Annotated in this window: 24 protein-coding genes, 1 tRNA gene and 1 riboswitch; of the genes, 18 read left to right on the top strand and 7 right to left on the bottom strand. The window is 62.6% G+C overall.

What is annotated here, in order from left to right:
• Window positions 1-286: 286 nt before the first annotated feature.
• The 5 genes from mce to NKH41_RS16695 all read left to right on the top strand — a co-directional run bounded on the left by mce (window position 287) and on the right by NKH41_RS16695 (window position 4,927).
• The gene (gene mce / locus NKH41_RS16715) at window positions 287-691 is read left to right on the top strand and encodes a methylmalonyl-CoA epimerase (protein ID WP_352450005.1); all 405 of its coding nucleotides are present in this window, start codon (window positions 287-289) and stop codon (window positions 689-691) included.
• The gene (locus NKH41_RS16710) at window positions 688-972 is read left to right on the top strand and encodes a DUF1467 family protein (RefSeq protein WP_352470241.1); all 285 of its coding nucleotides are present in this window, start codon (window positions 688-690) and stop codon (window positions 970-972) included. The genes mce and NKH41_RS16710 overlap by 4 nt, the downstream gene beginning before the upstream one ends.
• Window positions 973-1,635: 663 nt before the next feature.
• Window positions 1,636-2,964: a proline--tRNA ligase gene (proS, locus tag NKH41_RS16705; protein WP_352933121.1), complete on the top strand. Its 1,329-nt coding sequence runs from the start codon at window positions 1,636-1,638 to the stop codon at window positions 2,962-2,964.
• Window positions 2,961-4,247, top strand: a complete 1,287-nt coding sequence (locus tag NKH41_RS16700) for a lipoprotein-releasing ABC transporter permease subunit (protein WP_352767893.1) — start codon at window positions 2,961-2,963, stop codon at window positions 4,245-4,247. The genes proS and NKH41_RS16700 overlap by 4 nt, the downstream gene beginning before the upstream one ends.
• The gene (locus NKH41_RS16695; protein ID WP_352767896.1) at window positions 4,244-4,927 is read left to right on the top strand and encodes an ABC transporter ATP-binding protein; all 684 of its coding nucleotides are present in this window, start codon (window positions 4,244-4,246) and stop codon (window positions 4,925-4,927) included. The genes NKH41_RS16700 and NKH41_RS16695 overlap by 4 nt, the downstream gene beginning before the upstream one ends.
• A 388-nt stretch (window positions 4,928-5,315) precedes the next feature.
• Here NKH41_RS16695 and lipB read toward each other — a convergent pair whose 3' ends face one another.
• Window positions 5,316-6,059, bottom strand: coding sequence for a lipoyl(octanoyl) transferase LipB (lipB, locus tag NKH41_RS16690; protein WP_352539628.1), 744 nt, complete (start codon window positions 6,057-6,059; stop codon window positions 5,316-5,318).
• A gap of 175 nt (window positions 6,060-6,234) precedes the next feature.
• Here lipB and NKH41_RS16685 point away from each other — a divergent pair.
• Window positions 6,235-6,319 (top strand) — tRNA-Leu (locus tag NKH41_RS16685).
• Between the two features lie 454 nt (window positions 6,320-6,773).
• The gene (locus NKH41_RS16680) at window positions 6,774-7,841 is read left to right on the top strand and encodes a cyclic nucleotide-gated potassium channel (RefSeq protein ID WP_352470245.1); all 1,068 of its coding nucleotides are present in this window, start codon (window positions 6,774-6,776) and stop codon (window positions 7,839-7,841) included.
• A gap of 344 nt (window positions 7,842-8,185) precedes the next feature.
• Here NKH41_RS16680 and NKH41_RS16675 read toward each other — a convergent pair whose 3' ends face one another.
• A complete protein-coding gene (locus tag NKH41_RS16675) occupies window positions 8,186-9,097 on the bottom strand; it encodes a phosphatase PAP2 family protein (RefSeq protein ID WP_352768047.1) in 912 nt (303 codons plus the stop codon).
• A gap of 345 nt (window positions 9,098-9,442) precedes the next feature.
• Between NKH41_RS16675 and NKH41_RS16670 the strand changes: the two genes are divergently transcribed.
• Together NKH41_RS16670 and NKH41_RS16665 are read left to right on the top strand one after the other, a co-directional pair.
• Window positions 9,443-9,760 (top strand): ArsR/SmtB family transcription factor, encoded by a 318-nt coding sequence (locus NKH41_RS16670; RefSeq protein ID WP_023676569.1) that lies wholly within the window; start codon window positions 9,443-9,445, stop codon window positions 9,758-9,760.
• Window positions 9,757-10,239, top strand: a complete 483-nt coding sequence (locus NKH41_RS16665) for an SRPBCC family protein (protein ID WP_352767898.1) — start codon at window positions 9,757-9,759, stop codon at window positions 10,237-10,239. Before NKH41_RS16670 ends, NKH41_RS16665 begins: the two co-directional genes overlap by 4 nt.
• 181 nt (window positions 10,240-10,420) lie before the next feature.
• Here NKH41_RS16665 and NKH41_RS16660 read toward each other — a convergent pair whose 3' ends face one another.
• The gene (locus NKH41_RS16660; protein ID WP_352767901.1) at window positions 10,421-11,128 is read right to left on the bottom strand and encodes a hypothetical protein; all 708 of its coding nucleotides are present in this window, start codon (window positions 11,126-11,128) and stop codon (window positions 10,421-10,423) included.
• A 634-nt stretch (window positions 11,129-11,762) separates the two neighbouring features.
• On the opposite strand from NKH41_RS16660, the gene mgtE reads away from it, so the two are divergent.
• On the top strand, window positions 11,763-13,160 hold the full coding sequence (gene mgtE / locus NKH41_RS16655) for a magnesium transporter (RefSeq protein WP_502894205.1): 1,398 nt from the start codon (window positions 11,763-11,765) through the stop codon (window positions 13,158-13,160).
• A 139-nt stretch (window positions 13,161-13,299) separates the two neighbouring features.
• Window positions 13,300-13,686, top strand: coding sequence for a MerR family transcriptional regulator (locus tag NKH41_RS16650; RefSeq protein WP_023676566.1), 387 nt, complete (start codon window positions 13,300-13,302; stop codon window positions 13,684-13,686).
• A gap of 18 nt (window positions 13,687-13,704) precedes the next feature.
• On the opposite strand, the gene NKH41_RS16645 is transcribed toward NKH41_RS16650, so the two are convergent.
• The 3 genes from NKH41_RS16645 to NKH41_RS16635 form a co-directional block, all read right to left on the bottom strand.
• Window positions 13,705-14,211 carry a methyltransferase family protein gene (locus NKH41_RS16645; protein ID WP_352454650.1) on the bottom strand — a complete coding sequence of 169 codons (507 nt, stop codon included), beginning with the start codon at window positions 14,209-14,211 and terminating at the stop codon, window positions 13,705-13,707.
• 16 nt (window positions 14,212-14,227) lie between these two features.
• Window positions 14,228-15,226, bottom strand: a complete 999-nt coding sequence (locus NKH41_RS16640; RefSeq protein ID WP_352777941.1) for a heparan-alpha-glucosaminide N-acetyltransferase — start codon at window positions 15,224-15,226, stop codon at window positions 14,228-14,230.
• A 217-nt stretch (window positions 15,227-15,443) separates the two neighbouring features.
• Entirely contained in the window at window positions 15,444-15,611 is a 168-nt protein-coding gene (locus tag NKH41_RS16635) for an SRPBCC family protein (RefSeq protein WP_352569001.1), read from the bottom strand.
• A gap of 349 nt (window positions 15,612-15,960) precedes the next feature.
• Window positions 15,961-16,157: riboswitch (cobalamin riboswitch) on the top strand.
• A 36-nt stretch (window positions 16,158-16,193) separates the two neighbouring features.
• Here NKH41_RS16635 and NKH41_RS16630 point away from each other — a divergent pair.
• The 5 genes from NKH41_RS16630 to NKH41_RS16610 all read left to right on the top strand — a co-directional run bounded on the left by NKH41_RS16630 (window position 16,194) and on the right by NKH41_RS16610 (window position 19,116).
• Window positions 16,194-16,373 carry a CbtB domain-containing protein gene (locus tag NKH41_RS16630; protein WP_023676561.1) on the top strand — a complete coding sequence of 60 codons (180 nt, stop codon included), beginning with the start codon at window positions 16,194-16,196 and terminating at the stop codon, window positions 16,371-16,373.
• 15 nt (window positions 16,374-16,388) lie between these two features.
• A complete protein-coding gene (locus NKH41_RS16625; protein WP_352933114.1) occupies window positions 16,389-17,171 on the top strand; it encodes a CbtA family protein in 783 nt (260 codons plus the stop codon).
• Window positions 17,164-17,685 (top strand): bifunctional adenosylcobinamide kinase/adenosylcobinamide-phosphate guanylyltransferase, encoded by a 522-nt coding sequence (gene cobU, locus NKH41_RS16620; protein ID WP_352933111.1) that lies wholly within the window; start codon window positions 17,164-17,166, stop codon window positions 17,683-17,685. The genes NKH41_RS16625 and cobU overlap by 8 nt, the downstream gene beginning before the upstream one ends.
• Before the next feature lies 1 nt (window position 17,686).
• Window positions 17,687-18,304, top strand: a complete 618-nt coding sequence (cobO, locus tag NKH41_RS16615) for a cob(I)yrinic acid a,c-diamide adenosyltransferase (RefSeq protein WP_352767909.1) — start codon at window positions 17,687-17,689, stop codon at window positions 18,302-18,304.
• Window positions 18,305-18,801: 497 nt separating this feature from the next.
• Window positions 18,802-19,116, top strand: a complete 315-nt coding sequence (locus NKH41_RS16610; protein WP_352470255.1) for a hypothetical protein — start codon at window positions 18,802-18,804, stop codon at window positions 19,114-19,116.
• A gap of 27 nt (window positions 19,117-19,143) precedes the next feature.
• Here the strand turns inward: NKH41_RS16610 and cbiB are convergent, their stop codons facing one another.
• A complete protein-coding gene (gene cbiB, locus NKH41_RS16605; RefSeq protein WP_352777936.1) occupies window positions 19,144-20,112 on the bottom strand; it encodes an adenosylcobinamide-phosphate synthase CbiB in 969 nt (322 codons plus the stop codon).
• On the opposite strand from cbiB, the gene cobD reads away from it, so the two are divergent.
• Window positions 20,111-21,169, top strand: coding sequence for a threonine-phosphate decarboxylase CobD (gene cobD / locus NKH41_RS16600; protein WP_352767914.1), 1,059 nt, complete (start codon window positions 20,111-20,113; stop codon window positions 21,167-21,169). The genes cbiB and cobD overlap by 2 nt on opposite strands.
• On the top strand, window positions 21,166-21,669 hold the full coding sequence (locus NKH41_RS16595; RefSeq protein WP_352681651.1) for a tyrosine phosphatase family protein: 504 nt from the start codon (window positions 21,166-21,168) through the stop codon (window positions 21,667-21,669). Before cobD ends, NKH41_RS16595 begins: the two co-directional genes overlap by 4 nt.
• Window positions 21,670-21,714 lie beyond the last annotated feature (45 nt).

Below are 21,714 nucleotides of genomic sequence, written 5' to 3'. Positions count from 1 at the left end.
ACCCCCGCTCTCTCGGCCCCCGCCAGCGGGCGCCGGGCCCCCCCCCCCCCCCCCCCCCCAAAACCCCCCCCACGGGCCCCTGGGGGGGGGGCCCGGGGCGGGGGGGGGCGCGGCCAACGAAGCCTGGGGCAAGAAGCCGCTGGTGACGGTGTTCGTCACAAGATGAGGGAGTAGGGGAGTATGGCAGTAGGGGAGTAGGGAAGAACAGATAGTTTGCACTCTCCAAACTTGTTTTCCCTACTCCCGTACTTCCCTATTCCCCTACTCCCCTAACCGGGAGCACTCTATGCTCGGACGTCTCAACCATGTCGCGCTTGCGGTGCCGGATCTGGCCGCGGCCGCGGCGGTCTATCGCGATACGCTTGGCGCGCGCGTGACCGCGCCGCAGGCGCTGCCGGAGCATGGCGTTACGGTGGTGTTCGTCGATGTCGGCAACACCAGGATCGAGTTGCTCGAGCCGCTCGGCGAAGCCTCGCCGATCGCCGCATTCCTCGCGAAGAATCCGTCCGGCGGCATGCACCATGTCTGCTATGAGGTGGATGACATTGTTGCGGCGCGCGACCGTCTCAAGGCCAGCGGCGCGCGCGTGCTCGGCGACGGCAATCCGAAGATCGGCGCACATGGCAAGCCGGTATTGTTTCTGCACCCCAAGGATTTCTTCGGCACGCTGGTCGAACTGGAGCAAGCATGAGTTGGGTTTCGTTTATCGCCCTGTTCTTCGCCACATGGTGGGTGGTGTTGTTCGCCGTCCTGCCGTTCAGCATGCGGACGCAGGACGAGGATCGGGACGTGACGCTTGGCACGGTTCCGAGCGCACCGCGCGGACCGCACATGCTGCGCGCCGCGCTGCGCACGACGATCGCCACGCTGGTCCTCATGGGTATCTTCTACGGCATCACGAGAGGGCTTGGCCTCGGTATCGACGACATCCCGCACATCGTGCCGGATTTCAACCAGAGCCCAGCGCATTAGCCGGCTACCTATCGTGTCCGACTATCCCAGCCTAAAGCGCGTCGCGTTCGACCGGCCTCATCGGACGCGCTTTAAGTTCTTGTTTGATGCATGTCGTTATCGCAAAACCGCTGCACGCTTTTGCGCGACATGCATTAGCCGACGCTCTGAAATCAAGCTGAGCCAGCAAGGTCAACCCAAAGTAAAGGCCGGGGCGGGTTTGGGCTGACGCAACGTCATGTGGTTTGATAATCTGTCGTGCTAACCAGATGATTGCACAAAAAAAATGCAAGGCGCGAGGCCTTGCAATTTAAACGCGTCCGATCTGTTTCCGGTGTCCGGCGGCAGCGAGTTACCGCGCCTAGATCGCATCCTCCCAAGACTTTGACCGCGTAGGAGGGCAGATTTTTCTCTACCCTCTCGGTTATGGGGGCACACTAGCCTAAGGCGGGTGAAAATGTCACGAAGAATTTTGCCCAGAAACAGGCAATCTCGTGCTGCAGTGCACAATAGTACGGCAGGCGTTGCTTGCGAAACGCCCAGCAAGCCGCGTGCGGCAATTGCGGCGCCTGTGCAGCGCCTGGGCCGGGTTTCCATTCCGCCATGAAATGGCTATGAAGCCGGGGCAAGCAAGCCTGCGCTGCGCCGATTCCGGCGCCGCCATCCTCTCTCACGGACCAGTTCATGCGTTTGTCGCGCTATTTCCTGCCCATCCTCAAAGAAAATCCGCGCGAGGCCGAGATCGTCTCGCATCGGCTGATGCTGCGCGCCGGCATGATCCGCCAGCAGGGGCAGGGCAGCTTTTCCTGGCTGCCGCTCGGCAAGCGGGTGCTGGACAAGGTCTGCCGGATCATTCGCGAGGAGCAGAATCGCGCCGGCGCACTCGAAATCCTGATGCCGACCATCCAATCGGCCGAGCTGTGGCGCGAAAGCGGCCGCTATGAAGACTACGGCAAGGAGATGCTGCGCATCAAGGACCGGCAAGACCGCGATATGCTCTACGGGCCGACCAACGAGGAGATGGTCACCGAGATCTTCCGCTCCTATGTCAAGTCCTACAAGGACCTGCCGCTCAATCTCTATCACATCCAGTGGAAGTTTCGCGACGAGGTGCGCCCGCGCTTCGGCGTCATGCGTTCGCGCGAGTTCCTGATGAAGGACGCCTATTCCTTCGACCTCGATTATGAAGGCGCCAAGGCCGCCTATAACCGCATGTTCGTATCCTATCTCAGGACGTTTACGCGCATGGGGCTGCAGGCTATCCCGATGCGCGCCGACACCGGGCCGATCGGCGGCGACCTCAGCCATGAGTTCATCATCCTGGCCGACACCGGCGAGAGCCAGGTGTTTTGCCACCGTGATTATCTTTCGCTGGCAGTGCCCAGCGCAGACACGGATTTTTCGAACGACGCCGAGATCGGCGCCATCGTCAAGACGTGGACGACGCCCTATGCCGCCACCGACGAGATGCATGACGAGGCGGCATGGGAGAAGGTGCCGACCGGCGACCGGGTCTCTGCGCGCGGCATCGAGGTTGGGCATATCTTCCATTTCGGCGACAAATATTCCAAGCCGATGAGTGCCAAGGTGACCGGCCCGGACGGCAAGGATCATTTCGTTTCTGGCGGTTCCTACGGCATCGGCCCGTCGCGGCTGGTCGCGGCGATCATCGAAGCCAGCCATGACGAAAACGGCATCATCTGGCCGGAAGCGGTGGCGCCGTTCGATGTCGGCCTGATCAACATGAAGGCTGGCGATGCCGAATGCGATCGCGTCTGCGGCGAGCTGCACGCCGCTTTTGTCGCCGCCGGCAAGGAGGTGCTCTACGACGACACCGACCAGCGGCCGGGCGGCAAGTTCGCCACCGCCGATCTGATCGGGCTTCCGTGGCAGGTGATCGTCGGGCCGCGTGGTGTCGCCGCCGGCGAGGTCGAGATCAAGAACCGCAGGACCGGCGAGCGCGAGACGCTGCCGATCGGCGACGTGAAAAAGCGTTTCGGTGCCGCCGCATGAACGAAGCGGCGGCAGCAAGACCATCGGGCGCCGGGCCTTTTTCCGGCTTCGAACGCTTGGTGGCGTGGCGCTATCTGCGCTCGCGTCGCAAGGAGACGGTGATCTCGGTGATCGCCTCGATCTCCTTCCTCGGCATCATGCTGGGCGTCGCCACGCTGATCGTCGTCATGGCAGTCATGAACGGCTTTCGCGCCGAACTTTTGACGCGCATCCTAGGCGTCAACGGGCACCTGATCGTGCAGCCGCTCGACATGCCGCTGGAGGACTATGCCCAGGTCGCTGGCCGCATCAACGGCGTGCCCGGCGTCAAATACGCCATCCCGCTGATCGACGGGCAGGTGCTGGCGCAAGGCAATGTCGGCGGCGGCACCGGCGCGCTGGTGCGCGGCATACGCGGCGAGGATCTCGGCAAGATCACCATAGTCGCCAACAACATCAAGGAGGGCTCGATCGTCGGCTTCGACACCGGCGAAGGCGTCGCCATCGGCAGCCGGATGGCCGAAAATCTCGGCCTTGTGCTCGGCGATACCATCACGCTGATCTCGCCCGAGGGCGACATCACGCCGCTCGGCACGACGCCGCGCATGAAAGGCTATCCGATAACCGCGATCTTCGAGGTCGGCATGTCGGAATATGACAGTTCCATCGTCTACATGCCGTTTTCGGAAGCGCAGCTTTACTTCAACATGGACGGAAGGGCGCAGACGATCGAGATCTACGCCGACAATCCCGACAATATCGACGCGCTGAAGCCGAAGGTCGAAGAGGCGGCGCAGCGGCCGATCAGCCTTGTCGATTGGCGGGAGCGTAACAAGACGTTCTTCGACGCGCTGCAGGTCGAGCGCAACGTCATGTTCATGATCCTGACGCTGATCGTGCTGGTGGCGGCGCTCAACATCATTTCGGGCCTGATCATGCTGGTGAAGGACAAGGGCCACGACATCGCCATCCTGCGCACCATGGGCGCCACGCGCGGCGCGATCCTGCGCATCTTCCTGATGACCGGGGCTGCGATCGGCGTTGTCGGCACCATCGCCGGCGTGCTGCTCGGCATCGTGATCTGCCTCAACGTCGAGCGCATCCGCCAGTTCTTCTCCTGGCTGGCCAACGAGCGGCTGTTCAATCCCGAGCTTTATTTCCTCAGCCAGCTGCCGGCCCGCATGGATGCCAGCGAGACGATCTCGGTCGTTCTCATGGCTTTGGCGCTGTCGTTCCTGGCGACATTGTTTCCGGCGTGGCGCGCGGCCAGGCTCGATCCGGTCGAAGCGCTGAGGTACGAATGACGGCCGAGGCCATTATCGAGCTGAAGAGCGTCGAGCGGCACTATGTGCAGGGGCCGCGCAAGCTGACCATCCTGAACGGCGCCGATTTTTCGCTGAAGCGTGGCGAGATGGTGGCGCTTGTGGCGCCGTCGGGCACCGGCAAGTCGACGCTGCTCCACACCGCCGGGCTGCTGGAGCGACCGGACGCCGGCGACGTGATCCTGGCGGGGCGCGCCTGCGGCCGGCTTTCCGACGACGAACGCACGGCGATCCGCCGCAACGACGTCGGCTTCGTCTACCAGTTCCATCATTTGTTGCCTGAGTTTTCTGCGCTGGAAAACATCATGATGCCGCAGCTGATAAAAGGGCTGCCGCGCAAGGAGGCGGCCGAACGGGCGGCGCAATTGCTCGACTATATGCAGATCGGCAAGCGGGCACAGCATCGCCCCTCCGAGCTCTCCGGCGGCGAGCAGCAGCGGGTCGCCATTGCGCGTGCCGTCGCCAATGCGCCGCTGGTGCTTTTGGCCGACGAGCCGACCGGCAATCTCGACCCGGTGACCGCTTCCTATGTGTTCGAGGCGCTGGCAGCACTGGTCCGGCAATCGGGCCTGGCGGCGCTCATCGCCACCCACAATCACGAGCTCGCCTCGCGCATGGACCGCCGCGTGACGCTGGCCGACGGCAAGGTCGTGCCGCTTTAGAGTGCGCTGCAATTGAGGCGATGACGGCCTGCGAGCTGCCGTGCGCCGTCCCGCCGCTTTCGCGCGCCTGTCGGCCGCGAAACGCTCGGCATTTCCCTCTCAACCCTTTCTTAACCCTGTCGAATTGACCGGGCGCAAATTCCGGTGACGCCCGGACTGCGATCGTTGACATTCGAACAAAATTAGAACAAAATACGAACATACTAACAACAGGAGAGAGTTATGACCGATCTTGTTCAGGATGTCGTCTCGCTGGTGTGCATGAGCACGTTCCTCATTTCCATGGCAATCTGGATCGGCGCGATGTGAGGATTGAGCTCAAGGGCGGGCTCGATGCTGATGAGCGAGGGCCGCCTTCGCATATTGGCGCAGGCATTGGGCGAGTGTTTCAGCCGGCCTTGCGGGATACTTCGACAGGCGACACCGCGGCGGGCCCGAACACGTCCTCGAAAGCGGATTTCAGCGCCAGGTCGAGGTCGGCCATGGTTACGGGAAGGCCGAGGTCGACAAGGCTGGTGACGCCGTGATCCTGGACGCCGCACGGCACGATGCCGCTGAAATGGCTAAGGTCCGGCTCGACATTGATGGCGATGCCGTGAAAGCTCACCCAGCGCCTCAGCCTGATGCCGATGGCGGCGATCTTGTCCTCGGCCGCCGAGCCGTCGGGCAAAGCGGGGCGGTCCGGCCGAACCACCCAGACGCCGACGCGGTCCTCGCGGCGTTCGCCGCGTACGTTGAAGGCGGCCAGCGAGCCGATGATCCATTGTTCGAGTGCGGCGACGAAGGCGCGGACATCCTCGCGCCGCCGCTTCAGGTCGAGCATGACGTAGGCGACGCGCTGGCCCGGCCCATGATAGGTGTATTCGCCGCCACGCCCGGCGGCAAAGACCGGGAAACGGTCCGGCTCGATCAGGTCCTCGATGCGGGCGCTGGTGCCGGCGGTGTAGAGCGGCGGGTGCTCGACCAGCCAGACCATCTCGCCGGCGCCGCCGCTGCGGATTGCCTCGGCGCGCGCCTCCATTACGGCGAGCGCATCGGGATAGGCGGTGAGCCCGGGCTCGATGCGCCATTCGACCGGCGCCGAGCCGGGCAAGGGCAGGAACGACGTGGCGATCTGGCTGCGTTCTGTCATGATATCTCGTCTCGCCACTCATATGGCGGCAATCGGTACAAACGTCCAGTTCCGGCACGTTCGGCCCTTGAACAGTTATGCCGATGTCCGGCCGATTATTGCTGGCCGCGCACTTGTTTCACCGGAAACGATTTGCTACACGCCGCGGGCCGGTTGGTTCCGGCTCCTACCACGTGCGGTCGTGGCGGAATTGGTAGACGCGCAGCGTTGAGGTCGCTGTGGGGCAACCCGTGGAAGTTCGAGTCTTCTCGACCGCACCATTAAATTCGAAAGCGGAACCTCTAACCCGTTGAATTCGAGCACGGCGGGGAGCGTCCTTGTCGGGGCGCGAGGCTTTTTGCCTGGTTGCGATCACGAATGTGGCCCAGTGAAGAAGCAATCGGCGCGCGGAGCCATCTATGCGGTTGGCGTGCAAACTATTCGCGCACCAAGCGTCCGGTTGCCCACCAGATCACAAATACAACAACGATCGATGCGTAGCCGTTCACGGCATGGTGGCAGCCAGTGTACACCGATCCGTACAGGATCAGGGCTGCAAAGGTCCAACCGAGAACGAGCCGGCGCTGGGTGTGGTTCGAGGGGCAGCTCGATCTCGACGCTGATCGGATGGTTCATGGCCTATGGTCCAGCGACGATCGCAGCGAAAATAAGCACCTTTGCGCTTGCCTTGAAGGCATCCTATTCTGGCGGGTAGTATCCGCTCGTGGGCATAGAATGTCGGTACTGCCTTTCTTAAGAATTTACGCGCCGCTCAACGCGGTGCTGGCTGCGACTGGGCTTGTGGCGGTGGCTACGCTCACGACACCGGACCTGTCCGGACGAAGCAGACTGGCTTTGGCTGCCGTGCTGGCGGTCATTTGGGGCGTCTATCTCCTGGAATTGGCCGAGAAACTGCTCAAGCGCCGGGCGGGAGACGTTCGGGACAGGACGCCGGCAATCGCCATTGATGTGCTCGCGGTTTTGGTTCCACTCGCCGCATTTCTGCTCGTCGGCACGCCCGACCGGAGCCTCTACTGTGCTGTCTGGCTGCTGAAACCGCTGCGCGACTCAACTTTCTTCCCGCTGCTGGGCAGAATCCTGACCAACGAAGCGCGCAACCTGATCGGCGTCGCCACGGTCTTCGGCATCGTTCTTTTCGGTTTTGCGCTCGCAGCCTATGTCATCGAGCGCGACGTCCAACCGCAACAGTTCGGCAGCATCCCCCAGGCAATGTGGTGGGCGGTGGTCACGCTGTCCACCACCGGCTATGGCGACGCTATTCCGGAAAGCTTCGCCGGCCGCGTCCTTGCCGGGGCGGTCATGATGAGTGGCATCGGCATCTTCGCGCTCTGGGCTGGCATTCTTGCCACCGGCTTTTATCAAGAAGTCCGTCGCGAGGATTTCGTCCGCAATTGGCAATTGGTCGCCGCCGTGCCGTTGTTTCAGAAGCTCGGCCCGGCCACACTAGTCGAGATCGTGCGCGCATTACGACCTCGCATCGTGCCGGCGGGCGCTGTGATCTGCCGCAATGGCGAGACCGGTGACCAGATGTTCTTCGTCGTGGAGGGGCGCGTCAGCGTCGCGACGCCGAACCCGGTGGATCTGGGCCCTGGCGCCTTCTTCGGCGAGATGGCGCTGATCACCGGCGAACCGCGCTCGGCGACCGTCAGCGCCACAACGGTGGTCTCACTCCTGTCGCTACACTCGGCGGATTTCCAGATGCTGTGCAGCAGCAGCCCGGAGATCGCAGAAACCATCCGCAAGACCGCGCTCGAGCGGCGCGGCGCGGCAGCTAAGGGTTGACCGTACTAGGTGTTCGTCAGAGGAGGATGTGATGGCAAGGCTGCCAGCTGCCTGCCGATGGTGGCTGGCTGGAACTACATGCTTTGCCGCTGCCGAACCATCCTCAATACAGGTCGCCACAGAATCGTAGAAAAATGGCTTAAAATCAACGCGGGAGGCGTTGCGGCGCTGCATCTCGACCGCACCATTAAATTCGAAAGCGGAATCTCTTGCCCGTTGAAATTCGAGCACGGCAGGGAGCGTCCATGTCGGGGCACGTGCTTTTTGCCTGATTGCGGTCGCGAGTTTGGCTTATGCGAAGTGGCCATCGGCAGGCATGGCCATCTATCGACAAGCGCACATAACTATTCGCGCACCAGGCGTCCGGTCGCCCACCAGATCACCGATACAACAACGATCGATGCGTAGCCGTCCACGGCATAGTGCCAGCCGGTGAACACCGATCCGTACAGGATCAGGGCTGCAAAGGTCCAACCCAGAACGCCAACCCAGCGATTGATCGATGACAGCAAATAGGCGTTCAATGCGGCAAAGGCGACATGCATGCTTGGCATGGCCGAGATGCCGCCGCCAAGACTTGGCCGGCCGCTTTGGTAAGCCATCAGGAGATATGCCGCGGGTTCCCGCACCATGTAACTATGGTCCAGCCTGTCCAAGGCCACATTCAATCCGTGGAAGCGATCCACGCCGACAAAGTGGTGGTAGTAAACCGGTCCGACCGATGCCAGCGCCACGGCCAAGACCGTTCCGAGGACGGACAACGTCAGCGCTGCTGCGCAGAGATAGCGGATGCGGGCAATCTCGTCCGACCAGAGCGACACGAAAAGGATGGCGCCGAACCACTGGTAAAACCAAATGACTTCATAGCTGTTGAAGACGACGAACGACCAATTGTTGCTGTCGAGCTTATGGACGATCTCCCATGGCGGCATCCCGTGCAGCCATTCATCAGCGTCGGCCAACCAGTTGTCGGCATAGTATGGGACGACGGACGGGATGGCGATCTTGTAGGTAGAGAACGCGGTCAAGCTGGCAAAGAAGAACAGCAGCACCAGCAGACAACCGCGCCAGCGCCCTTGAACCAAATCCAGTGCGTAGCGAACCGGTTGCCGCCGGCCATGGATTAGCGCGGCACAGCAGACGCCGCCGATAAACAACACCGGAATGCCAACAAGAAACTTGTGAGAATAGATTAAGGCGGACGTATAGAATATTTCTGGATATAATGCAGATGCGCCTAAAACGTATGTCGCCATGAACAAGGAGAGGCGCAATTGCCATATGGCGGAGGGCCTGTAGCGAGAGGCTTCCGTGGTTAGGGCCAAACCAATTTACCTGTTCTTAACGTTTCGCCGGAGAGACACATACACCGGTAAGGTAAAAACCTTGCTGCCAGGTTTACTTTTCGCCGGTGGTCGACATTTGCCGGCCGGCCCGCATGCGGTGGATCGATTCCCTGAGCAGTCTTGCATCCGCATCGCTGTCCATGCCCCCGCGTGAAGGAATTGCCCCGGAGCCTCGGGGCCGAGCCGGCCGGTTGCTTGAACACGGGCCGCCACGCCCTCGGTTGACGTATCATAAGTTTTAGCTTATCATAAGTCATGATTTATGATTATGCAGGAATGGTGGCCTTGGCCGATCCGACGCGCCGCAAGGTGTTCGAGCTCATCGCCGATCGGCCACGCTCGGTCATAGATCTGACGCGAGTGCTTCCGGTCTCGCAGCCGGCGGTATCGCAGCACCTCAAGGTCTTGAAGGAAGCCCGGCTGGTCCGCGCAGAGCCGAAAGGTGCCAGCAACATCTATCATCTCGACCCGCATGGGCTCGGCGAGATGCGTGCCTGGCTCGACCGCATGTGGGGCGATGCGCTCGACGCCTTCAAACGGGAAGTCGACAACAGCAAGGAGAAGAGGAAATGACGACCATGATCAAGCCCGCGCCGGTCAGGAAGTCGGTGACCGTGGAGGTGCCGCTCGACAAGGCGTTCGATGTGTTCACCACAGGATTCGGGCGCTGGTGGCCGGCTTCGCATTCGATCGGCAAATCCGCCCTGACGACCGCGGTGATCGAACCGAAAGCCGGCGGCCGCTGGTACGAGATCGGCGAGGATGGGTCACAATGCGATTGGGGCGAGGTTCTCGCCTGGGATCCGCCGTCGAGGCTGACGCTCGCCTGGCGCATTGGAGCCGGCTGGCGCTACGATCCGGCATTGCTGACCGAAGTCGAGATACGCTTTGTCGCGCTCGGCGAGAACGCGACGCGCGTGGAACTCGAGCACAGGCTTCTGGAGAACATGGGCGAAACCGCAGAGGCGATGCGCGAGGCCTTCGAATCGGAGGGTGGCTGGAGCGGTCTCCTGGACCGCTATGCGGCTGAGGCCAAGGGCCACGCCGCCTGATTAGGAGGCTGGCCTCTTCAACAGTCCGCACCCGATATCGAGCGAGCCCTTCGTACTGTCGGCCACGTCTGTTTCCCATCACCTGAGAGCGTGAAGGGCAGTGTGTCGGAGTGTCGCTAGGAGGGCGGTGTTTATCGGATACCGTTCTCGGCGATCGCTCGCCGTTATAGGGGCGTCATTCTCAACCGAGCCCAAGTTCCAGGCGCTGGTCCCGAGAAATCGGAAACGGCTGGTTTTTCCGCGCTGCCCCTTTCCACCAATCGGGGAGATGTTTGGAGCGGAAAGGCTCTTTCTCAGGCACCGTCTGCAGTTCTCTGCTCTGCCGGCTCTCCTGTTTGTGGAGGATTGCAGCCTTCGAGAACAGCTTCCGCGAAAGCCTGTTGAGAAGCCGGCGCTCCTCTATTTGCAAGATGGCCTCATTCAGCCATTGCACGGTCGGTGGATTGGGGGTGAGAGCCGTATCCCACCATGCGTAGCCGAGAGAAACCTGATCATAAATGTGCGGAAATTTTTCGCAGTACCTACACCAAATGTCGATGACCGTGTCTGCGCCCGCCGTATGCGCGAAAAATATCTGACCGCCTGAAAAATGCCAGCCGTTCCGTTTCACCAACGCAAGGTCGGCCGAGCAGTCCACCAGCTCAAGGAGTGGGCGCCGAATAATGGCGTCAGCGTCGACCCATAGAATGGGACGTCTCTCCCTCTCGCGCACTTCCTTGACGAAAATTGCTTTCTGCGCGCAGTTTTCTACCCAGCTGCCTTTGGCGGCCCGAGGTTCAATCCTGCTCTCCAAGCCAAGCCGGTCGACAGAAGCCTTAAGCCGCGCAGCACGCGTCTCGTATGCTGTCCCCGGTGTAAAATAGGAAACTATCAACGGATGGTTTGTCATGGATATACATTTTTCACGATCCGACAGATTCTTCAAGCGTACACAATGATCAAATATTCGTCAGCGATAGTAATATTCGACTTACCTTGCGTAAATTCGACGCACATGTAATTTAGTAGGCCATAATTTGGCGACATTTTTTGGCGTTTACGCACCACTTGTTTCTATTTTCTTTGCGCATGCTTATGCGGCATGTGGACGCAGAAAAGGGAGACAGGGCGATTTTGGTTTGCAGGGAGAAGTAGGGGCCGGCCCGCTGTTGGCAAGCCATGGCGCGCCAGACCGTAAGTGCCCACCGCCCGGAGATCCTCGAGACATCAGCCGCCGGCATCTTCTCAGAGCTAATCACGCTGTTTGCCGTCGGGCGCTGACCTGATCGTGGTCCCCAGACAGGGCAGGCTGATCCTGATGGCAAGTATAGATTATCGAGCCACTGATCACCGTCATCGTGCCCAGTTTGCGCCTTAGGCCGGCGCACTCTCAAGCCAAATCGTGCCCCGCTCCATCTTTGTGTTTGGCCATGATCTTTTCGGAAAACCGGTTTCCACTTTTCAGGATCATGGTCTAGACCTGACAGGCACCTTATCCGGAAATCCGATGGCGGGAGGCGCTGGTGGAAGGCCAGGACGAACAGATGACCGGCGCCAGGGCGGCCGAGGAGCGCCGCGCCGACATCTATGACGAGGACGGCGTCATCCTGTCGTCGTTCCTCGCCCAGATCGGTGCCGCGATCGCCGATCGCGATACGCTGACGCTGAAGCGCGAAGTCGACGATCTGCACCAGTCGGAACTCGGCCACCTGCTCGAGGCCCTGCACCCGGAACAGCGACGCGCGCTGGTCGAATTGCTGGGCAAGGATTTCGATTTTTCCGCGCTGACCGAGGTTGACGAGGCGATCCGCCGCGACATCGTCGACAGTCTGCCCAATGCGCAGATCGCCCAGGCGGTGCAGGATCTCGATTCCGATGACGCGGTCTACATTCTCGAAGACCTCGACCAGGAGGACCAGGACGAGATCCTGTCGCAGCTGCCGTTCACCGAGCGGATCAGGCTGCGGCGTTCGCTTGACTATCCCGAAGAGACCGCCGGCCGCCGCATGCAGACCGAGTTCGTCGCGGTGCCGCCGTTCTGGACGATCGGCCAGACCATCGACTACATGCGCGAGGACAACAATCTTCCCGACCGTTTCAGCCAGATCTTCGTCATCGATCCGAGCTTCAAGCTGCTCGGCGCCATCGACCTCGACCAGATCCTGCGTACCAAGCGCTCGGTCAAGGTCGAAGAGGTCATGCATGAGACCAGGCATGCCATCCCGGCCACCATGGACCAGGAGGAGGCGGCACGCGAATTCGAACAATACGATCTTCTGTCCGCCGCCGTCGTCGACGAGAACGAGCGGCTGGTCGGCGTGCTGACCATCGACGACGTCGTCGACGTCATCCAGCAGGAGGCCGAGGAAGATCTGCTGCGCATGGGCGGCGTCGGCGACGAAGAACTCTCGGACAGCATCTTTTCGACCTCGCGCTCGCGCGTGCCCTGGCTGCTGGTCAATCTTTTGACGGCTTTCCTGGCGGCCTCGGTGATCGGCCTGTTCGACCGCACCATCGAGCATATCGTGGCGCTGGCGGTGCTGATGCCGATCGTCGCCGGCATGGGCGGCAATGCCGGCTCGCAGACCATGACGGTCACGGTGCGGGCGCTGGCGACCAGGGACCTCGACATCTACAATGCCGGCCGCATCATCCGCCGCGAAATCGGGGTGGGCTTCATCAACGGCATCATCTTTGCCATCCTGATCGGCCTCGTCGCTGCTGCCTGGTTCCACGATCGCAATCTCGGCGGCATCATTGCGGCTGCGATGATCATCAATATGTTCGTGGCGGCTCTGGCGGGCATCCTTATCCCGCTGCTGCTCGACCGCTTCAAGATCGATCCGGCTGTGGCTTCGGCGGTTTTCGTCACCACGGTCACCGATGTCGTCGGTTTCTTTGCCTTTCTCGGGCTCGCCACATGGTGGTTCGGCGTGCGCTGAACGTCACCTCAATTGACTTTTACGTAAATGCCATGCGAGGCTTTGAAAGGTGCCTTGTCCGCCGATTCTGGTACGCGCCTGGGCGCCGGCGGCGCCGGCCAGTTGGAACTCGCGGCGTGGCCGGGGCATTGGAGTGACGATGCGGGAATATTATTCGATCACGGAGCTGACCCGCGAATTCGACGTGTCGACGCGGACGTTGCGCTTCTATGAGGACGAAGGGCTGGTGCAGCCGGTAAGACGCGGCCGCACTCGGCTGTTCCGTCCGTCGGACCGGCATCTCATCCGCCAGATCATGCGCGGCAAGAGGCTCGGCTTCTCGATCAACGAGATCCGCGAAATCATCCAGATGTACAGGGAGCCGCCCGGCGAGGTCGGCCAACTCAAATTGATGATCAAGCGCATCGAGGAAAAGCGCGAGGATTTGCGCCAGAAACGCCGCGACCTCGAAGAGACGCTGGCCGAGCTCGACCAGGCCGAGGAATCCTGCGTCGAGCGGCTGGTGGAGCTCGGCGTCACCACCTAAGCCGATGTCAGCCTCGGCTCAGATCCAGCGCCGCACCCTTTTGGCGTAGTCCCGGTATTTCTTACCGAATTTGGCCGTCAGCACCTTCTCCTCGCTCTCGATCGTCAGCTTCTGCGTCAGGAACGCCGCGATGACCGCCAACGGCAGGAACCAGGCGATCCCAGTGACAAAGGCGAGGCTGACCAGCAGCAGCGTGTTGGCGAGGTAGATCGGGTTGCGGCTGACGGCGAAGGGTCCGGTGGTCACCAGATGGTCAGGCACGCCGTTCGGGTTGAGCGTCGTCTTGGCGCGGATCATGGTGCGGATTGCCGTGAACCAGAGCGCGGCAACCGCCACCAACCCCACAAGGCCGGCGGCGAACAGGATGTCGCCGAGAAGATCGCCGATCCACGGCAGCGGATAGAACAGCCCTAGCGCGACGCTGACGATGATGGCAGCGATATAGATCAGCGGCGGCCATGGGATGTGCCCCAGCTTCGGCTGCCCAGGATTTTGCTGCACGGGTTTCGGGTGACTGTCGCTCATTATTGTCCTCCCTCGATTAGCGCGTTCCCGGTTCCGCCGCCTCGGTTTGGGCGGTGCAGGTGCCGGCGAGCTCGCCAATATGCGCCTTCCACTCCGGGGACTGGTCGTCGCTGTAGAGCCGGTCAAGCGAGGCTTCGCCCTGGAGAGTGTCCAGCATGCAGGCACAATAGCTGGAGCAGAACTCGGTGTCGCGTGCCTGCTCGCAGGATATCTGGCAGGATTTCAGAAAACTCACCTCCCTGGTTTCGGCCTGCGCCGGCATGAATTGCGAAAACAGCCAGACCGAGCCGATCAGCACCGGCTGATGGATCAGGTAGAAGGCAAGGCTGTGCCGGCCGATGAAGACCAGCGGATTTGCCCAGCGGCCGGGCGCCAAGGCCGACAGCCGCGTCAGCGCGCCGGAGGTGGCGGCGAGCGTGGTAACCGCGATGCCGGCAAGTACGGCGCCGAACCAGGGCAGCAGCGGAACGTAGTCATTGGAGCGCGGGTTGGTCGCCGACAGGCCGACCCACCACAAAGCCGGATGATCGAACGTTTCGGATCGCAAGTAGAAAGGCGCAGCGATAGCGAGGGCCGCCACGGCAAGCGTCAGCAGCGGCGGCAGGCGCAGGAACGCCAGGCCGAGCAGGCTGGCGAGCGCGATCTCGTGCAATATGCCGAAGAAGATGAAGCCGTCGGGCGTGGCGACGCGGGTGACCAGCGATATTGCGAGCGCGGCCCCGGCAACCATGGCGAAGCGCTTCCAGAAGCCGGTCCAGCGGATTTTCTTGCCATGGGCGAGATAGAGGCTGATGCCGACCAGGAACAGGAAGCTCGAGGCGATGCAGCGCGCGTAGATTTTCCACCAGCCGAAGGCGGTGAGGCCGGGATCGGTGTAGCCGAAGAATTCGAGGTCCCAGGTGAAATGATAGCTCGCCATGGCAAGCAAAGCGATGCCGCGTGCAATGTCGATAACGGCGATGCGCTTCGACTTCGGTTGATCCTGAACGGCTGCGCTAGGCGTGTCGATTGTCATGGTCTCGCTGTCTTGGTTCAGCCCCGGCAAGACGACTATCACGGTTGCCACCGTCAAAAGAAGCAGGGCCTTGCGTCGCGTTCGTACCGGTCGGCATCGGCCTGCTTTAGGCCAAAGCCGGAAAGCCTTTGGCCGGCGTGCTGGCGTTTTTCGGCCTGGGCGCGGTTTTCGCGACACTCGGCCTGCTAGCGGCGGCCTGCGGCTTCGTCACCTGGCGCTATCTGCCCAAATCGCTTTGATGTGCGAGCGCCGCATGGCGCTCGCGCACCCAGTTGTGGAAGCGGTGCAGGTCGTATTCCTCGGGCATCAGTACGCCGGCCTTGTGGCGCATCGAGCGCAGGCCCATCTGGTTGACCTCGCAGATATCAGCATCCTCCTCCAGCACCTGGGTACCGAAGGCGACGATGTTGTCGATATCGGCGGCCGGATCGGCGAGCGCTTCGCCTCGCGGCAGACGAGCAGCCAGTTGCGATACCAGATGGCCTCGAGATCGCGCTGATAGGCCGCGATGTCCCAATAGGCTGATGACGGCAGCGTCGGCTCGGCCCGCGCCAGGCCGTTGTAGGGACCGCGCTCATTCGGGCTGGGTTGCATGCCGGCTTCCTCCCCATCCGCCAGCCGACACCCGGCTGCGAAAATTGTCAATCGCGGCGCCGGTCTGCGAACTTGGCGAGGCGGCGCATTCGCCACACGATCCGGCGGAATTTGGTTTGCCGGGCGCGGCGATTCTGCCTATAGTCGCTGATGTCGTCGGTTCCGTTTGGAACCAAGAGGGAATGCGGTTAGGGCAAGTTGTTTGCCTAATGCCGCGGCTGCCCCCGCAACTGTGTGCGGTAGTCCTCTCCATATGCCACTGAAGGTTCGCCTTCGGGAAGGTGGGGAAGGGCGCTGATCCGCGAGCCAGGAGACCTGCCGGCGACAGGAAACTGACTTCTATGCCCTCGGGTGGAGGGCGAAAGGACAAGACATGAATACCGCTTCCGTTTCGCTCGGCGCTTCCGCCTCCTCGCAGTCGCGTCTCATGCAGCTGGCGCTTGCTGCATTCCTCGGCATTTTCGTCATGGGCTTTGTCGGCTTCTCGCATATCGATGCGGTCCACAATGCCGCGCACGACTATCGCCATTCGATGGGCTTTCCCTGCCACTAACAAGGGGCTGACATCATGACACTGTTTCGCAACGTCGTGTTCATCGCGGCGATCGCAGGGCTTGTGGCCGGCGTGGCTCTCGCCTGCATGCAAGCCTATGCCACGGTGCCGCTCATCCTGAAGGCGGAAGTCTACGAACAGGCCGGCGGCGGCCATGACCATGCCGCGGCACCTGCGACACCGGCTGAAAACGCTGCGGGCACGACGGTTATGAGCAGCGCTGCGCCGGCACCGGCTGAAGCAATGGCTCCGGCGGAAGACGAAGGCTGGGCGCCGGCGGACGGTTTCGAACGCTTCGGCTTCAGCGTCGTTGCCAATATCGTCACCGGTATCGGCTTTGCGCTGGTCCTGGTTGCGGTTTCGGAATTTGCCGGCGGCATCGGCAATTGGCGCCAGGGCCTGTTCTGGGGGCTGGCCGGCTTTGCCGTGTTCACGCTGGCGCCGGGCCTCGGCCTGCCGCCGGAACTGCCTGCGATGCCGGCGGCCGACCTTGTCCAACGCCAGATCTGGTGGTGGGCAACAGTGGTGGCGACCGCCGCCGGGCTCGGCCTTATCGCCTTCCGCAGATCGTTGCCGCTGGCGATCCTTGCCGTAGCGTTGATCATGGCGCCGCATATTGTCGGCGCGCCGCAGCCCGATAGCGTCGAGACCGCGATCCCGGAAGGCCTGCACCACCAGTTCGTGGTGGCGGTGACGCTGACCAATCTGGTGTTCTGGCTGGTGCTCGGCGCGGTCGTCGGCGTGGTGCGCGGACGCTTCACGGGCACGGCGACCAGCCTGCGCTACAGCTTTGCCTGACCGCGCTGCGGGGGCACTGACCGTGGTATTCGGGGGTGCGGGCGCCGGAAATCGGGCGCATGCCGAGAGCCTGGTGACGGTCGGCCCGCCGCCTTGGAGCTATATCGCCACGGCGCAAGCCTATGACGAGGAGATGCGCCAGCGCATCGCGCTGCACCGCTCGCGCCGCGGCGCCGGCTGGACGACCATCGATGCGCCGCTCGACCTTGCCGGCGCGATCGAGGCGCTGCCTGACGGCCAGCCGGTGCTGATCGATTGCCTGACGCTGTGGCTGACCAACCACATGCTGGCCGACCATGATGTCGAGGCCGAATGCCAAAAACTGGCGGACGTGCTGTCGCGGCCGCGTGGGCCGTGGTTCGTGGTGTCCAACGAGGTCGGCCAGGGCATCGTGCCGGACAATGCGCTGGCAAGACGGTTTCGCGACGCCGCCGGCCGGCTGAACCAGGACGTCGCGGCTGTTGCCGACACCGTGCTTTTGATGGTGGCGGGGCTGCCGCTCAAGGTGAAATGACATGGCTGATACTATCGATCCCAAGGACGAGGAACGCCACCGCGCCAAGATGGCCAAGCGCAAGGCGGTGCAGGACGCCGAGGTCGCGGCCAAGACGGTCGAGAAGGGGCTGCTGATCGTCAACACCGGACCGGGCAAGGGCAAGACCACGGCCGCCTTCGGGCTGGCGCTCAGGATGCTCGGCTACGGCAAGCGCGTCGGCGTCGTCCAGTTCATCAAGGGCAAGTGGCACACCGGCGAGAAGGACGCGTTTGCTAGTTTTGGCGATCGCGTCGTCTGGCACGCCATGGGCGAGGGCTTTACCTGGGAGACACAGGACCTGACACGCGATATCGCGGCGGCCGAGGCCGCCTGGGCGAAGGCGCTGGAGCTGATGGCCGACCCATCGATCAGCCTGGTGGTGCTCGACGAGCTGAACATCGCGCTGCGCTACGACTACCTCGATCTCGAAAAGGTGGTCGCGGCGCTGAAGGCGCGTCGCGAAGGCCTGCATGTCGTCGTCACCGGCCGCAACGCCAAACCGGTATTGGTCGAGGCGGCCGACCTGGTCACCGAGATGGGCGTGACCAAGCACCACTTCTCCGCCGGCGTGAAGGCGCAGCAGGGGATCGAGTTCTGAGGGGGTTGCTGGCGCCTCTTCTTCCTTCTCCCCTTATGGGAGAAGGTGGATTGGCGCGCAGCGCCAAGACGGTTGAGGGGTGCTGGCCGGAGCGCTGTTGGTGCCAAGCTGGAACACCCCTCATCCGGCCGCTTCGCGGCCACCTTCTCCCACAAGGGGAGAAGGGAAAGCCGCACGAAGCGGCTCGCCCCTGGAATGGTAAGGGTGAGGGGCAGCGCCGACCTGAAGCGATCATTTGAGGCGCAGCCCTATTTTGTTCTTGCTTTGTGCCGGCAGCTATGCTACTAATTTCGGTATGGTGCTAATTGGCTCCAACGACCCGCCGTATGGCGGGTTTTTGTTTCGCCTGAGATCGGGCGAAGATCACAACAGAATTACGACCGTCGAGATTACCCCAAACAGTGCGATCAGCAGAAAGTCGGCGATCCGGTAGAGTTTCAGTGCCGCCGGATGTCAGGGGATAGAGTTCTGGTCGCTTGCGAAGCTGGAGATTGTTCGTGGACCAGGCGGTAATCGTCTATCTTATTCTCAATGATGGTCAGTTTGGTGCCGCTGACGAACGCGAATCCATTTATGCGCTCGAGGATCGGCTAGAGAAAGCTATCGAGGATGCATCGGTCGGCGAGTTTGACGGTGACTTGTTTGGTGAAGGCGAATGCATCCTCTACATGTATGGGCCAAACGCTGAACGACTTTTTGTCGTAGTCGAACCCTTATTGAAATCTTCTCCCGTAGCTGCCGGTGGGTACGCGATCAAAAGGTTTGGCGTGGAAGCCGATCCGAGCGCAAAGGAAGTCCGTGTTACCTGGTAGGTCGGGTTTGCCGACCCATTCGGACGTTCACGCGGCGATGACGATCACCACGATGATCCCGAACAGCGCGATCAGCAGTAAGTCGGCGACGCGGTAGAGTTTGAGGGCCCGTCGGATGTCGGCGCTCTCCACCTCGCGCCGGCCGCCTTCGCCCATCAATGCGTCTTCGACCATGACGCCGTCATAGGAACGGGGGCCGGCGAGCGCCAGGCCGAGCGCGCCGGCCATCGCTGCTTCCGGCCAGCCGGCATTGGGCGAGCGGTGTTTTTTCGCATCGCGCCGCACGGCGTGCCAGGCGCCCTTGGCGTCGGCGCCCTTGACCAGGAAAGCGGCGAGTACGATCAGCAGCGCCGTCAGCCGCGACGCCGGCAGATTGATCCAGTCGTCGAAGCGCGCAGCCGCCCAGCCGAAGGCTTCGTGGCGCGGGGTGCGATGGCCGATCATCGAATCGGCGGTGTTGGCGGCCTTGTAGGCGACGCCGCCGGCGAGCCCGCCGATACCGAGCCAGAAGGCCGGAGCGACGACGCCGTCGGAGAAATTCTCGGCCAGGCTTTCGATCGCGGCGCGGCAGACAGCGGCCCTGTCGAGCTTTTCCGGGTCGCGACCGACGATCCGCGAGACGGCAATTCGGCCCATGTCCAGTCCGCCGCTGTCGAGGGCATCGGCGACCGCTTCGACATGCTCGGCCAGGCTCTTCTGCGACAGCAGCGACGTCGCCAGGATTGCGGTGATCAACCAGCCGAGGGGAATGCTCCAAAGCAAGGTTTCGAGCCAGAGGGCGAGGGCGGCCGGCACCAGCACGATCACCAGCAGCGCGAAGACGCCCCAGCCGCGACGGTGGGCGTCGGAATCAGTGGCGCGGTTGAGCCTGCGGTCGAGAAAGGATATCAGCCTGCCGAACCAGGTGACGGGATGGCCAATGGCATCGAAGAGCCGGGCCGGGTAGCCGAGTACAAGTTCGATGGCCAGCGACAGGAAGGTGATCAGGATCGGCATGAAGTCTCTTGATGGAGTGACGGCGGCAGTGGACCACGGCGGAAGCCTTGGCCGGGCGAGGGCGCTTTTCCCTCGCGCGCCGCTGCCTTTCGTCGACCTCTCGACCGGGATCAATCCGCACTCCTACCCGCTTTTCGATTTGCCCGCCACCGCCCTGTCGCGATTGCCGGAATCAGCGCGCAGCCGCGACTTGGCTGAACGCGCGGCAAGCGCCTATGGCGCCCCGTCGGCGGCGAATGTCGCAGCGGCGCCCGGCACGCAGATCCTGTTGCCGCGCGTCGCTTCCCTGGTCAGCCCGGGCACGGCGCTGGTGCTCGGGCCGACTTATGCCGAGCATCGGCGGGCAGCGGCGATCGCCGGCCATGCGGCGGCTGAAGTCGATGATTTCGAAGCCCTGGCGGCGGCCGACCTTGCCGTCGTCGTCAATCCCAACAACCCGGACGGGCGCGTCGTCGAGCGCGAAAGATTGCTTCGACTTGCCGGGACATTGCGCGCCAGAGGTGGGCTGCTGGTGGTCGACGAGGCCTTCATGGATGTCGGCCCGCGCAGCGAAAGCCTGGCCGGCGACGTCGACCAGGGCGGCATCGTCGTGCTGCGTTCGTTCGGCAAGTTCTTCGGCCTGGCCGGCCTGCGGCTTGGCTTTGCACTGGCCGATGCGCTGACGGTCGGGCGGCTGGAGGCGCAATTCGGGCCATGGGCAGTTGCCGGGCCGGCGCTCGAATATGGCATAAGGGCGCTTGCCGATACCGGCTGGCAGGCCGGGATGCGGCGCCGTCTGGCCGAGGATGCCGCACGGCTCGATACGCTGTTCGGCCGCTTCGGCGTGCCGTTCGCCGGTGGCACCACGCTGTTCCGCTATATCAGGCTGGCGAACGCCGCCGGCCTGTTTTCGGCGCTCGGCCAGCGCGGCATCCTGCTTCGGCATTTCGCTGGCCGGCCGGATGTGCTGCGCGCCGGCCTGCCGGGAGCCGACGAAGAATGGCGGCGGCTCGAATCCGCACTTGCCGGCTGGGCCTCGCGGCGCGACGATGATGCCAAGGGAGAAACGATCCAATGATCCATGTCTGCTCGCTGTCCAAAGTCGAGGAAACGGTAACGAAGACGGGGGCCGGCCGGCTGCTTTCGCTGCTTGCCGCCGGAACGGAGGTGATGCGACCGGCCTCGATCACCAGGGAAAACCATCTGCATCTGGTCATGCACGACATTGCGGTGGCGCAGGAGGGCATGACGATGCCGGGCGAGGAGCATGTCGTGAACCTGCTCGATTTCGCACGCCAATGGGATCGCTCGCGGCCGCTGGTGGTGCATTGCTATGCCGGCATCAGCCGCTCGACCGCCTCGGCCTATATCATCGCGGCAGCGCTGGCGCCGAAGCGCGACGAGGCCGAACTGGCCGAGACGCTGCGCGCGCTGTCGCCCACGGCGACACCCAATCCGCGGCTGATCGCAATTGCCGACGCACTGCTCGATCGCAGGGGCCGGATGATCGAAGCGATCCAGGCGATCGGGCGCGGCGCGGATGCTTTCGAAGGCACGCCGTTCGAATTGAAAATCTGAGCCTAAAAACAAATTCCAGGAAAAGTGCGCAGGAGTTCTAGCACA

It is taken from the genome of Mesorhizobium sp. M1169 (genome assembly GCF_040318345.1).
Taxonomy (GTDB): domain Bacteria; phylum Pseudomonadota; class Alphaproteobacteria; order Rhizobiales; family Rhizobiaceae; genus Mesorhizobium.
This window is presented reverse-complemented; position numbering and strand designations above follow the sequence as displayed.

Coding starts and splice junctions, on each gene's coding strand:
- mce (WP_352450005.1), top strand. CDS start 287: ATGCTCGGACGTCTCAACCATGTCGCGCTTGCGGTGCCGGATCTGGCC.
- NKH41_RS16645 (WP_352454650.1), bottom strand. CDS start 14,211: ATGAGCGACAGTCACCCGAAACCCGTGCAGCAAAATCCTGGGCAGCCG.
- cobO (WP_352767909.1), top strand. CDS start 17,687: ATGGCTGATACTATCGATCCCAAGGACGAGGAACGCCACCGCGCCAAG.
- NKH41_RS16595 (WP_352681651.1), top strand. CDS start 21,166: ATGATCCATGTCTGCTCGCTGTCCAAAGTCGAGGAAACGGTAACGAAG.
- mgtE (WP_502894205.1), top strand. CDS start 11,763: ATGACCGGCGCCAGGGCGGCCGAGGAGCGCCGCGCCGACATCTATGAC.
- cobD (WP_352767914.1), top strand. CDS start 20,111: ATGAAGTCTCTTGATGGAGTGACGGCGGCAGTGGACCACGGCGGAAGC.
- NKH41_RS16680 (WP_352470245.1), top strand. CDS start 6,774: ATGTCGGTACTGCCTTTCTTAAGAATTTACGCGCCGCTCAACGCGGTG.
- lipB (WP_352539628.1), bottom strand. CDS start 6,059: ATGACAGAACGCAGCCAGATCGCCACGTCGTTCCTGCCCTTGCCCGGC.
- NKH41_RS16650 (WP_023676566.1), top strand. CDS start 13,300: ATGCGGGAATATTATTCGATCACGGAGCTGACCCGCGAATTCGACGTG.
- NKH41_RS16700 (WP_352767893.1), top strand. CDS start 2,961: ATGAACGAAGCGGCGGCAGCAAGACCATCGGGCGCCGGGCCTTTTTCC.
- NKH41_RS16695 (WP_352767896.1), top strand. CDS start 4,244: ATGACGGCCGAGGCCATTATCGAGCTGAAGAGCGTCGAGCGGCACTAT.
- cbiB (WP_352777936.1), bottom strand. CDS start 20,112: ATGCCGATCCTGATCACCTTCCTGTCGCTGGCCATCGAACTTGTACTC.
- NKH41_RS16665 (WP_352767898.1), top strand. CDS start 9,757: ATGACGACCATGATCAAGCCCGCGCCGGTCAGGAAGTCGGTGACCGTG.
- NKH41_RS16625 (WP_352933114.1), top strand. CDS start 16,389: ATGACACTGTTTCGCAACGTCGTGTTCATCGCGGCGATCGCAGGGCTT.
- NKH41_RS16710 (WP_352470241.1), top strand. CDS start 688: ATGAGTTGGGTTTCGTTTATCGCCCTGTTCTTCGCCACATGGTGGGTG.
- NKH41_RS16670 (WP_023676569.1), top strand. CDS start 9,443: ATGATTTATGATTATGCAGGAATGGTGGCCTTGGCCGATCCGACGCGC.
- NKH41_RS16660 (WP_352767901.1), bottom strand. CDS start 11,128: ATGACAAACCATCCGTTGATAGTTTCCTATTTTACACCGGGGACAGCA.
- NKH41_RS16675 (WP_352768047.1), bottom strand. CDS start 9,097: ATGGCGACATACGTTTTAGGCGCATCTGCATTATATCCAGAAATATTC.
- NKH41_RS16640 (WP_352777941.1), bottom strand. CDS start 15,226: ATGACAATCGACACGCCTAGCGCAGCCGTTCAGGATCAACCGAAGTCG.
- proS (WP_352933121.1), top strand. CDS start 1,636: ATGCGTTTGTCGCGCTATTTCCTGCCCATCCTCAAAGAAAATCCGCGC.
- NKH41_RS16630 (WP_023676561.1), top strand. CDS start 16,194: ATGAATACCGCTTCCGTTTCGCTCGGCGCTTCCGCCTCCTCGCAGTCG.